Annotated in this window: 8 protein-coding genes; 6 read left to right on the forward strand and 2 right to left on the reverse strand. The window is 39.5% G+C overall.

Annotation, left to right across the window (positions count from 1 at the left end):
* Positions 1 to 3 precede the first annotated feature (3 nt).
* The 4 genes from BMX11_RS11475 to BMX11_RS11490 are packed head-to-tail and all read left to right on the forward strand — an operon-like array spanning position 4 to position 8,301.
* On the forward strand, positions 4 to 1,818 hold the full coding sequence (locus BMX11_RS11475; protein ID WP_090884334.1) for a fasciclin domain-containing protein: 1,815 nt from the start codon (positions 4 to 6) through the stop codon (positions 1,816 to 1,818).
* Between the two features lie 33 nt (positions 1,819 to 1,851).
* The gene (locus tag BMX11_RS11480; RefSeq protein WP_090884337.1) at positions 1,852 to 3,291 is read left to right on the forward strand and encodes a fasciclin domain-containing protein; all 1,440 of its coding nucleotides are present in this window, start codon (positions 1,852 to 1,854) and stop codon (positions 3,289 to 3,291) included.
* 14 nt (positions 3,292 to 3,305) lie between these two features.
* Positions 3,306 to 6,554: a SusC/RagA family TonB-linked outer membrane protein gene (locus tag BMX11_RS11485; RefSeq protein ID WP_217643821.1), complete on the forward strand. Its 3,249-nt coding sequence runs from the start codon at positions 3,306 to 3,308 to the stop codon at positions 6,552 to 6,554.
* Positions 6,555 to 6,576: 22 nt separating this feature from the next.
* Positions 6,577 to 8,301, forward strand: a complete 1,725-nt coding sequence (locus BMX11_RS11490; protein WP_175474539.1) for a RagB/SusD family nutrient uptake outer membrane protein — start codon at positions 6,577 to 6,579, stop codon at positions 8,299 to 8,301.
* Positions 8,302 to 8,793: 492 nt separating this feature from the next.
* Here BMX11_RS11490 and BMX11_RS11495 read toward each other — a convergent pair whose 3' ends face one another.
* Entirely contained in the window at positions 8,794 to 9,282 is a 489-nt protein-coding gene (locus tag BMX11_RS11495; protein WP_175474540.1) for a MarR family winged helix-turn-helix transcriptional regulator, read from the reverse strand.
* Positions 9,283 to 9,436: 154 nt separating this feature from the next.
* On the opposite strand from BMX11_RS11495, the gene BMX11_RS11500 reads away from it, so the two are divergent.
* Positions 9,437 to 9,667, forward strand: coding sequence for a hypothetical protein (locus BMX11_RS11500; protein WP_139180173.1), 231 nt, complete (start codon positions 9,437 to 9,439; stop codon positions 9,665 to 9,667).
* Between the two features lie 187 nt (positions 9,668 to 9,854).
* Here the strand turns inward: BMX11_RS11500 and BMX11_RS11505 are convergent, their stop codons facing one another.
* Positions 9,855 to 11,276: a family 43 glycosylhydrolase gene (locus tag BMX11_RS11505; RefSeq protein ID WP_090884347.1), complete on the reverse strand. Its 1,422-nt coding sequence runs from the start codon at positions 11,274 to 11,276 to the stop codon at positions 9,855 to 9,857.
* A gap of 301 nt (positions 11,277 to 11,577) precedes the next feature.
* Between BMX11_RS11505 and BMX11_RS11510 the strand changes: the two genes are divergently transcribed.
* Positions 11,578 to 12,144 (forward strand): transposase, encoded by a 567-nt coding sequence (locus tag BMX11_RS11510; protein WP_217643822.1) that lies wholly within the window; start codon positions 11,578 to 11,580, stop codon positions 12,142 to 12,144.
* Positions 12,145 to 12,226 lie beyond the last annotated feature (82 nt).

Raw genomic sequence — 12,226 nt, forward strand, 5'->3', positions numbered from 1 at the left:
GATATGAAAATGAAATTAAACTCCCACAACGCTGCCTTTTCGGTTTTGCTTGTTGTATTTATGCTTTTCGTGATCAATGCTTGTAAAAGAGAAAGCTTTACCATTGCCACAACCGATGATGTCAATATCACAGGTTTTTTAGAGAAAAATCCGGAGAAGTTTTCGCTCTTCAGCGAAATTTTAGACCGTTCGGGTACTAAAGGCTATTTAGCAGCATACGGAAAATACACCATGTTTACACCAGACAACAACGCTGTAAATGCCTGGTTAAAAAATTTAAATAAAACGGCTGTTAGTCAATTAACACCAGAAGAGCTTAAGGATGTTGTGCGGTACCACGTTTTACAAGATACCGTATCCACTGCTAAGTTTACAGATGGTAAATTGGCTCAAATCACTTTGTATGGCCAGTACTTATTAACCGGGGTAACCTTTAAAGAAGGTACTAGTAGTTATGTAATTAATAAAGAGGCTTTAATTACACAGTCTAATGTGCGTGTAGGAAATGGTATTATCCATGTATTGGATCATGTTTTGGTTCCTGCATCTAAAACATTAGCGGTATCCATTGAGAGCAACAGCAGATATAGCATTTTTACCCAGGCTATGAAGGAAACAGGATTTTACGATTCTTTAAATTATGTTCGTGCTAACATTCCAGATACCACCCGGCGTTTTCAAACTGTGGTGCTCGAATCAGATTCGGCCTTAAGGGCAGCGGGTTTTGCAGATTATGCCAGTTTGAAAGCTAAACTTTCTAAAACCGGAAATCCTAAAAGTCATGCAGATAGTTTATGGATGTACGTGGCGTATCACATTTCTCCGGGAGCAAGTTACACTGCCGATATCGTTTCTTCTCCTTCTTTAACTACTTTGGTGCCAGGAGAGATCGTAACTACTAAATTATCAGGAACAAAAATCTTATTAAACGATGATGAATTTAATGGGGTTATAGAGCCTGGAGTAGAGGTAAACCGAACCATCAGTAATGTAACTGCATCGAATGGCGTACTTCACGAATCCAAAAGTTTTTATAAAATTAAGCCGCGGGTTCCTACCGGTGTTTTCTTCGATCTTGGAGACCAGCCAGAACTGAAGGCCCTTGCGGCCTGGCGTGTGCCCGGACAATCAATCAGTTTGTTGCAAAACGGTAAGTTGATAACCTCTGGTATTCGCCTGGATCAAATCAGATCTAATACCATTGGTCCGGTATACTCTACCTCAACTTTACCTTTTGATAATACCAGGGCCTACGCCAACAGGGATCTTATGAATTTTAACATGAGTACCAGTAACAATGCCAGAGCAGTTTGGATTGAGCTGAGAACACCAATGCTGGTAAAAGGTAAGTACAGAGTTTGGATATGTTACACCTATAATGTAGGTAATTACCTGTTGCAAACCGCAGTTGATGTAGGAACAAGCCAGGAGCAGGTATTACCTAACTTAATGGATACCGGACAACAGTTAACAGCCTCCGGAGTGGCAGATGCCAACGGTGGATTACCTTCTGCTGATGGTTTAATGTTAACAAATGGTTTCAAAAGATACATGGGAACAACAGCAGAAACCGCTACTGATGGGGTAACAAAAGGTGTATTGCCAACAAATTCTAGCAATGGATGGAAAGCAATGGTTGGTAAACTGGCCGGAGTGGTAGACATTAAAACTACAGACAGACATTGGGTAAGACTAACCTGTTTAAGGGGAAATGGTAATGGAGTGAACCTGGATATGATACATTTTATTCCGGTTGATGATGATCAGAATTATCCAAGATTTCACCCAACACCGGGCGTGATATTTAAGCGTCCATAAACCAGATAGTTAGCTAACCAAAATATATAAAGTATGATGACTAAAAAATATTTAATCTATATCGCCTTTTTCAGTATTAGCACAGTTTTTTGCTCCTGTAAAGATAACTGGGAGGTACATAATGAGCTGAAGAATGTAGATAATACCATAGATCTTGCTCAAAAAATAGACAGCCAGGCAGATATCAGTGTGTTCAATGGATTTGTTAAAAGCACGGGGTATGATAAAGTGTTGGCAAGCGCCCAGAATTATACCGTTTGGGCACCTTCCAATGCCGCACTGGCTGGTTTGGATGCTGCAATTGTTGCCGATCCGGTAAAATTGAAGGATTTTGTAGCAAATCATATAGCCCTATCTACTTATCCATTGTCTACTAAATCCAATGATACTTTAAGAGTAAAATTGCTCAATAGTAAGTACGCTAATATTATTGATGCCAAATTTGAGGAGAGCAATATTGTAGGCAACGGCCAATTTGTAAAAAATGGCGTGTTGTATAAGGTAGACCAGGCAGTACCAAGCAGATTAAACATCTGGGATTATATGTTATCCAGCACAGATGCTAATCTTCAAAAGAACTATATCAATGCACTTTCTATTTCTGTTATCGATAGTGCCAACGCAACCATCATTGGATATAACGCTTTAGGCAGGCCTATTTTTGCACCTAATCCACCTATGGTATCCAGAAATACTTACTGGGTTAACGTGGCCGACTTACGTGCAGAGGCTCAGGAATACACCTATTTTATGCTTCAGGATGCTGCCTTTACAAGCGAAACCGCTAAGCTGGCCAACTATTATCCAAGCGTTGATCCTAATTTAAGTGCATCATTTTATGTGGTTAAAGATTTAACGGTTAAGGGCGTGTATACTGCCGACAAGCTACCAGATACCTTATTGTCTGTAAGAGGAGTGAAAATTCCGCTTAATAAGGGGAATGTAGTTAAATCATATCGGGCCAGTAACGGAATTGTTCACGTATTGAAGGCATTGCCTTTCCGCTTAACAGATAAAGTTCCTGTATTTAAAGTGGAAGGAGAATTACCCCTGAGCTTTTCAGCATCAAGAACAATATCTTATAGAACGAAGTTGGATGACAAAGGAAAGCAATACAAAGACATACAGGTTTATAATCATTTGCTTTCAGAGTTCAGTGTTTTTTATGTCCGGGCCAATGTTCCAACGGTTAAATACAAAGTATATGCAAGGGCAATATCAGGTGCTCTTGGCGACTCACAGGTAGCGGCATTTACTCAGCGCTTCTTCTTCCTTAATCCTGGTACTGCAACCTTTAATCTCACCTTTACACACCTGGTAAACCCGCTCACTTACACTGAAACGTATTTAGGAGAATATACACCTGCTACTTTCGGGAATTTGAATTTCAGGTTAACATCTGCGGCCACTACCGCTGTAAATGTAAATACATTGATTTTGGATTATCTACGCTTTGAACCTGTTTTACCTTAATTATGAATCTTGCTTTGAAAAAAAATACTATGTATAGTTTTACAACGATTAAAAAAGTTTGCGTATTACTGGTTTGCTCACTGGTTTTTGGCTTTGTTGCCCAGGCCCAGGAAGTAGATTCTGTAGAAACAAAAACAGATACCACCACTGTAAAAGTTAAAGCCCGAACAGTTAAAGGTGAAAAAGTGAGAGGTATTGTGCTGGATGGGAATACTAACAAGCCTTTAGTAGGGGTTAATGTAACCGTTCCGGGTTTTAATGCCGCCATTTCAGATGAGAAAGGAAGATTTACCATTGTAGTTCCAGATTTTAATGCAACCATTATTCTTTCTGCAACGGGCTTCCAAACCAAGGTATTACCTGTTTACAAAGAGAAGGAACTTAAAACGAAGCTCTATCCGGTAAGTTATACCTCAGTTTACAATGAAGTGTTAACTCCTTTGGGAACAGAATCGCAGTCGAGATCTATTGCTGCAGTGAGTAACATCGGACTGCAAAATATTTGGGCCAACAATTCGGAAAATCCAATGAGCTATGTTCAGGGTAGGGCAGCAGGCGTAAAATCCACCAGAAGATCGGGTACACCAGGCATTGGAGCCGATGTCCTGATCAGGGGTTTCAATTCTCTTTATGGCACCAATCAGCCTTTGTACGTAGTTGATGGAATGATTTATGATGCCAATAGCTACGGCGTATCATTAACAAAAGGGCATATCAATAATCCGCTTCAATTTATTGATGTGAAAGATATAGAGAACATCAGTATCCTGAAAGATGCTGTTGGAGCTGCAGTTTATGGTGTTAGAGGAGCTAATGGCGTAGTGATGATTACCACTAACCGGGCGCATGATTTAGCTACTAATATCGATTTCGCAGTAAATAGTGGTGTTAACCTCAGACCGAAAAATCTTCCGGTGATGAACGCGGCAGACCATCGGTTATACCTTTCAGATATCCTTAAAAGTCAGGGTTTAAGCAACACCGCTATTGCTGCTAAACCTTATATGAATGAAAGCCCGACTAATCCCGATTATTTCAAATATCACAACGAAACAGACTGGCAAGACCAGGTTTTGAGAACCAGCTTTGATCAAAACTATTTTTTAAAGGTTACTGGTGGAGATAACATCGCAAAGTATGCCTTATCAGCAGCTTATAGCAGAGATAAAGGGGTAATAGATAGTACCGATCTATTAAAATACAGTACACGCTTTAACAGTGATTTAAACCTGACTAAAAAACTACAGGGAACCACCAGTTTGTCGTTTACCTATACCGAGCAGCGATTAAAAGATCAGGGCATTGCACCAGCAACCAATCCCTTGTTTTTAGCTCTGGTTAAATCGCCTTTTATGGCCAGAAACGAAATTGATGCCTTTGGGGCAGTATCGCCAAATTTGGCTGATTATGATACCCTGCAGGTAAGTAATCCCAGGGCTTTAATTGAAAAAGGACAAAACTTTAAAAAAGCTTATCGCTTTTTTGGAAACATTAACTTCGATTTTACCTTCAATAAAAACTTCAAGTTATCTAACTTGACAGGGCTTACTTACGACAAGTCGCAGGAAACGCTGTTTGTTCCCAGAAAAGGTGTAACCAACGATACACTTTCTAATTATGTAGGCGATAGCCGCTTAGGTACACAAGTTTCCAGGTTCTTTAGCTTTTTTAACGATTTTCGTTTAACCTTCGATAAATCTATCGGTAAACACAGTAAAATACATGCTATAGCCGGTTTCCGTTATTCGCAAAGTGAAAGCGAGCAGGATTTTGCACTTGGCTATAACTCTGCTACGGATGAGTTGATTAGTATTGGTAACAGTAACGCTGCTTTTAGAACTTTTGGGGGGGATATTGGCAAATGGCGTACCCTGAATAATTATTTATCGGCCAACTATAGCTATGCAGACAAGTACCTGGTTAACTTTTCTATGGCGGTTGATGGTTCATCAAGATTTGGCTATAAAGAGGGACAGGGTTTTATGAATTTTGATGATGGATTGAGAATTAATGGTAACCGATTTGCCGTTTTGCCTGCCATAGGAGCAGCATGGGTAATCTCGTCAGAGCCATTTATGAGAAACTTAAACCGTGTAGATTTATTAAAGTTAAGAATGAGCTATGGCCTGGTGGGGAATGATGATGTGGGTAATTATACCGCACGCAAATATTACATTTCTCAAAACTTATTCGGTATGAGAGGGGTAATTACCGGTAACTATGCTAACCCAAACCTGCAATGGGAAACCGTTCGTAAATTCAATTTAGGTATTGATGGTTCATTCTTCAGTGAACGATTAAGTATCAGCGTAGATTACTGGAGAAACAGCACCAAAGATATGTTAACCTATCAACTGGTTAACTCAGTGGGCGGTACAGCATCCTATCTTAACAATAACGGAGGAATGAATACTCAGGGGGGCGACCTGGCCTTGAACGGCCGCATTTTAAATAAAAAATTTAAATGGGATGCCGGCTTAACCATAGGAACCTCTACCAATAAAGTATCGAATCTGCCAGGTGGAAATTCTGTGATTACGAGTTTTGCCGGAGGGACATACATCACCAGCGAGGGTAAATCTGCTAATCAATTTTATGGTTTAAGAACGAATGGTGTTTATACAACCAATGCAGAAGCTGCCGAAGCAGGTTTATCTATCCGCAATAGCCAGGGTGCTTTAGTACCTTTTACCGGAGGTGATGTAAGGTTTATTGATACCAATGGCGATAAGATCATAGATGATAACGACAGAACGGTGATTGGAAATCCAAATTCTTACTTTTTTGGAAGCATGAACAACACTTTTACCTATAAAAACTGGAGTATGGATGCCCTGATTACTTTCGTGGGTGGAAATGACATTTACAATTACACCAGGGCGCAACTGGAATCAGGAAGTACATATTACAATCAAACGCAAAACATTAACAACAGGTGGAAAGGTGAGGGGCAGGTTACTGATGTGCCAAAAGCCACCTATGGCGATCCAATGGGCAATGCAAAATTCTCTGATCGTTGGATAGAAGATGGTTCTTATTTAAGGTTGCGTACAGTTACTGTTACCTATAATGTGCCACTTAAATTAAAATCTATTAAGTACGCTAAAGTATATGCTACAGGGAATAATTTATTAACGATTACCAATTATTTGGGTTACGACCCGGAGTTTAGCAGTTCTGGCAGTTTATTTACACAAGGTGTGGATACGACTTTGGAACCACAATTCAGGTCGTTTCAATTGGGCGTAAGGGTTGGATTATAATTTAGAAAGATTAATCATGAAGATGAATTTAAATAAAAAAATTGCATCACTTTTAATATTAGGTGTTTTATCGGTTGGTTCATGGTCGTGTAGAAAAATGCTCGATGTACCTACAGAAGATAAATTAGATAGCATTAACGGTTTCAAAAACTTATCAGATGCAGATGCTGCCGTAATTGGAATATACGGTCAGTTTCAGGGACTGGAAAAGCTCTACATTCTTCAAAATGAATTAAGAGGTGATCTGGTTGATGTAACCAGCCGATCGAGTGCAGATTTGCAGGAATTATCATCGCATACCACTAGTCGTACCAATCCTTACGTAGATCCAAGACCGTATTATCAGGTGATCGTAAACTGTAACGACGTGCTCAAAAATTTTGATGCCATGAAGGCAAATCTGAGAATGAGTGTAGACGATTATAACAAACGTTATTCGGATATCGCGGCATTAAGAAGCTGGATTTACCTGCAATTGGGGATCCAGTACGGTAGCATACCTTACATCACGGAGCCATTTAAATCTGTAGATGATTTTAACAATTTGGCCAGCTACCCGAAAACTACGTTCGATGAGTTGCTCGATAAATTAATTGCTTTTAATGAAGCTTTACCCTATAAAGAGGCTTACGCTTATCCATCTGGAAGTTCGCTGTATGTTACCATTGACGGAAATTCTACACAAAAGCTCTTCATTTCAAAGGCCTTCCTTTTAGGTGATCTTTATTTGTGGAAGGGTAATTATATCAAGGCCGCAGAGAACTATGCTAAATTGATGAACGCTGAAAATAACTCGGGTGATAACTTCAGATTTAATTTTTACAAGATTAATAATTTCACCGATGCAACCTACGCCAACTTGGCCGTTCAGTACACGAGGAGCCAGGATGAATCTAGCTTATTGAATAGTACGGAAGCAGGCTGGAGGGCGATCTTCGGTTTGCCAACCACCCTCAGCGCCTGGGGATCGGAATGGTTTTGGGCCATGCCTTTTAATCCTGCATTTAAGCCGGTAAATCCAATGCTCGATTTATGTTCACCATTAAAAAGCTATCAAATTAAGCCATCGCAGGCAATAAAGGATTTATGGAATAGTCAAACGGCTAACAATGGAATTCCCTACGACCCAAGAAGTAAACTTTCTTTTAACACTTCTGCCATGGGCGATGCGATTACCAAACTGACAGATAATGGTGGGAAATGGGGTATTTATCGCGCAGCCTTATTACACCTTCGTTTTTCTGAGGCCGCTAACCGGGATGGGCAAACTAAACTGGGCTGGGCATTTTTAAATATTGGCTTAAATAGAACTTATTATGTAGGCACATTTTTGGCAGGTGCCATGTCGCCGGTTTCTGTTGCAGAATTAAATACCATGATTACCCCGTATCCGCAAGATTCACCTTATTACTTTGATGCCAGAAAAAATAACGACGTTTCGGGTACCTGGTATCGCAGCTGCGGGATTAGAACCCGTGCTAACGTAACCCCAATTGATGTGAGCTTTCAAACCAATGTGGTTGGTCTAGAAGGTAAATTAATTGAAGAAGCCGCTTTAGAATTGGCTTTTGAGGGTAACCGTTGGCCAGATTTAGTTCGCATTGCACGCCGTCAGAACAATCCAGCTTTTTTGGCCGATCGCATTTATCAAAAATTATTAAAAGCGGGCAATCCTAACGCAGCAAGTGTTAGACAAAAGTTAATGGACCCGGCAAACTGGTACTTACCGTTCGACTGGAGTAAATAAACGCTATTTTTTAACTGGTTGGTGGTTTCATCAACCAGTTTTTATTTTCCTATTGGTTGGTCTCCCCACCAACCAGTTTTCTTCGTTTCAATATTCGTCATGCTGAATTTATTTCAGCATCACCTTCTGGCGCAAGCGTCCCGCTTGTGACCAAAACCCAATGTGTTAGTATTGAAGGTAAATTAATTGAAGAGGCCGCTTGCTCTACTGGATGGTCTCCCCACCGACCAGTTTTCATCGCTTTGTATCCGTTATGCTGAATTTATTTCAGCATCTTTAAAATAAGGCCTTGAAAAAAGTATAGGTTGACGTGCGTGTTAGAAATCCATTTGCTCTACTTGTTGGTGTCACCACCGACCAGTTTTCATCGCTTTGTATCCGTCTTGCTGAATTTATTTCAGCATCTTTAAAATAAAGCTCTGAAACAAGTCCAGGGTGACGTGCGTGTTAGAGCTTTACGGTATATTTTACGCCATATCCCGCTAATCCAGATTAAACCCTTTCCTTTTTCTTCAAAAGGTCTTCGTGATAAGCAAGAATCTTATTGAGGGCTGTTAAGGTTACTTCCAGCTCTTCTGCACCAACAATTTCACTGTAAATCTCATTCATTTTCAACACATCACTATTGGCCTCATAAATCAGTTTTTTGCCCTCATCGGTCAGGATTAGTACATCACTACGCTTATCAACTTCATTCGTTTTACTCGTGATCATGCCTAACTTCTCTAGCTCCTTTATCGTTCGGCTGATATTCTGTTTAGTGATCATCGACTTTCTCGATAACTCAGAAGGGGTAGAGCCATCAATACCAATATTACAGATAATTGGCCAGTAGGATAATTTCATTCCGCCCCAGCTGGGTCTTACATTCAGATGCGACCAGGAGTCGAGGTGTTTGCGAAGATTGAAAATAAGGCGCTGCCAATTTCTATCCTGCATGGCCTCCATTTCCCTTATTTTCTCATCTATGTGCTTTTCCATAAAGCAAAAATAAAAATAAAATTTTGTAATCATTGATTATTATTTAGTAATAATTGATTACTTTTGTTCGCCCGAAGATATTTCAACCTTTATTGGTGAAAATGACTGCGGTATTTAAGAGAAGATTTTAAAAAGAAGAACTATTTATACACATATGTCAAAATATATAATCATCATGTACACCAAAATCACCAGAAAGGAAGAGGTAGAATTGGTTTCGAACTGCCTTCTGGCATTTGAAGATATCAGCGAGTGGACGATAGATTTATCAGATAGCGATAATGTACTCAGGATAGCTGCGCATACCGAAATTGGCTCGGCTGTACATCATTCTCTAAATACTGCAGGTGTGAAATCAACACTCATGGAGGTATTTCAAAACTAACATTGCCTAAAAGAGAATATGCAAGAATATCAGTAATTAATTGAAGAAAATTAAGCAGTAGAAAATTTTTATCCCATGTTACTGTTCTTTAATTTCCTCATCCCTAATTCTATCATTCTTTCAATCACTCATTCAATATTCACTCATTCACTCATTCAGTCATTCACTCATTCAATTACTCACTCATTCAATAACTAATTATTAGTTTATCTACCGTAATCGTATTTGCCGTACTGCCATAATTCGATTTCCGCTTATCAGACCAATTTGGACGTTCCCCGGCAACAGATACTGTTAAAGTGTATGCTCCATGGGGTAGAATAGGACTGAGGTATACCAAGCCTGCGATTGGTGTTTTACTGTAGAGGTCTACTAAGTTTTGATTGATGAGTTTTCCTTTTTTATTTCGAAGGATAATCTTTGCATAGCCATTATCTGGCAAAGCCAAGCTGTGTAAGCCAATCTGTTTCCCATGAAAAGAATAACTGAAAGAATCGTTTTTGTTAGTCGCTCTGCTTATAGAGATGGTATCTGAAAGATGCGCCCATTTACCCTTATAGTGAATCCCTTTGTCGGAATTTTCAATTACTTTGAAATTGGTTTTGGCCAGGGTAGCTTCTCCTGTTTCCAAATTCACCTGCCAGCCTTGCAGGTATTGTGGGATGGATATTGATGTACCAGATATGGTTAAAGGCTGCCATACATAAGTTGCAGCAGATAATTGCCTTGGGTACGACCATCTGTCGCCCATGAACATAAAAGTAGTGTCTTTGGTGCCCTCAATTGGCAATACAAACGTAGCTTGCGAATTCCAGGTTAAACTACCTTTAGGGGCAAATAAACCCTGTGAAGTCCATGGGCCACTCAAAGAACTGGCTGTGTAATAGTAATTATCGTTCTTTTCCCAGCTGGTTAGGTTAGAACCGATAAAAAAATAGGTATTTCCTTTGCGGAACAAGGTAGGCGATTCAAAGCCAGAAGTAAGTTGCTTATTGGTTTCCGCTACAATCGATCGATAATCATCTGCCAACTGGTGAATCACGCCCCCATGTGTGAGAATATAGCCCTTACCATCATGATCCTGAAAAGTGCCCATATCCCATTTTTTGATGGGCTTACCGTTAAACAAGATCGCGCCTTTAAATTGATAGGGACCAGTAATGTTCCTGGAAGTGGCATAGCCCACAAATTGATCCTTATAACCTACGGTATCTACGTGCATAAACATAAAGTACTCGCCGGAATGTGGATTTTTCATCACTTTTACCCTTTCACCCACCCGATTAGGGCCTAGTTTACCACTTGCTTGCAGCGGTAGGGCAATACTTTCAAACTTCCAGTTGTAGAGGTCATTTGAAGAATAGCAATTGAAGCCCGCAAAAGCATTACTCGTATCGCTATGTGCTTCTCCAAATAGATAAAACTTGCCATTATCCCTGATGATATTTGCTCCGTGTGCACTCAGTACCTTCCCATTTTGATCGTACCAGGGAATACCAGAATAAATGGCATCGGTATTACCCGGTTGTTGGGCAAATGAAATAGCAGCATTCAGGATAAAGAAAAATATAAAGCCTGTATAAATTTTGGTGTAAAGCCCACTAAGCATGATAGGATATTTGGTTAATTCAAATATAAACCATTGCAATTTTAAGCCCATCCTGTACTCCCATGGTTCGTGACCCACGAACCATCATAGAGAACCATTATAAATTTATTTATTATTGATTGTGGTCCCGTTGTTCGTGTCCCACGAACCATCATTTGTGCCTGATAAACGAAATCATGGTAAGCTGATTCACTAGCATTTGTGATTTTAATCCTTTAAAAAATCCCTATATTAGTGATCATCACCTATTGTCATATGCTATCCCAGATTTATATCATAAATCTAGTAAAACTGATAGCATATGCGACCTAAAATCAGGGTATTTAAAGTGGAACGTAATTCAAAGATGGTCTTGAATAAGGCTTATTTTTGGACTTCTACCATAAAAGATTGGATAAAACTTTTGCAGCCAGAGAGCTATAAGCAGTTAATCATCGAAACGCTAAAAGATCTGGTAGACCGGAAATTGATTAAGATTTACGCCTTCGTCATTATGCCTAACCATGTGCATATAGTTTGGAAAAACATAGCGCTTAATGGTAAGGAAATGCCTGCTGCATCATTTAACAAGAAGATAGCCCACGAAATTTTAAAAGATTTAAAGTTAAATAATCAAAAAATGTTGCAACATTTTATGGTACAAGAGCATTCCCGGTCATTTAGAATATGGCAACGCGATGCCTTAGCGATTTTGATGGATAACCGGGGGAAATTAGAACAGAAAATAAGTTACATTCATAGAAATCCTTTACAAGAAATGTGGAATTTGGTTGCTTTTTCAGTGGATTATAAATGGAGTTCTGCCAAATTTTACCATGATGGCATCGATGAATTTCAAATATTAACGCATTACATGGATTTGTTATAATTGTACCATGGTCCGTGTCTCACGGGCCATGAATTAAAACTTACTTGTTTATTATCGATTGTGGTTCGTGCGCCACGAACCT

The sequence above is a fragment of the Pedobacter rhizosphaerae genome, from assembly GCF_900111155.1.
Taxonomy (GTDB): Bacteria; Bacteroidota; Bacteroidia; order Sphingobacteriales; family Sphingobacteriaceae; genus Pedobacter; species Pedobacter rhizosphaerae.

Excerpts from the sequence above, each read along its gene's own strand:
- BMX11_RS11475 (WP_090884334.1), top strand. The coding sequence starts at position 4 with ATGAAAATGAAATTAAACTCCCACAACGCTGCCTTTTCGGTTTTGCTT.
- BMX11_RS11495 (WP_175474540.1), bottom strand. The coding sequence starts at position 9,282 with ATGGAAAAGCACATAGATGAGAAAATAAGGGAAATGGAGGCCATGCAG.
- BMX11_RS11505 (WP_090884347.1), bottom strand. The coding sequence starts at position 11,276 with ATGCTTAGTGGGCTTTACACCAAAATTTATACAGGCTTTATATTTTTC.
- BMX11_RS11500 (WP_139180173.1), top strand. The coding sequence starts at position 9,437 with ATGTCAAAATATATAATCATCATGTACACCAAAATCACCAGAAAGGAA.
- BMX11_RS11480 (WP_090884337.1), top strand. The coding sequence starts at position 1,852 with ATGATGACTAAAAAATATTTAATCTATATCGCCTTTTTCAGTATTAGC.
- BMX11_RS11490 (WP_175474539.1), top strand. The coding sequence starts at position 6,577 with ATGAATTTAAATAAAAAAATTGCATCACTTTTAATATTAGGTGTTTTA.
- BMX11_RS11510 (WP_217643822.1), top strand. The coding sequence starts at position 11,578 with ATGCGACCTAAAATCAGGGTATTTAAAGTGGAACGTAATTCAAAGATG.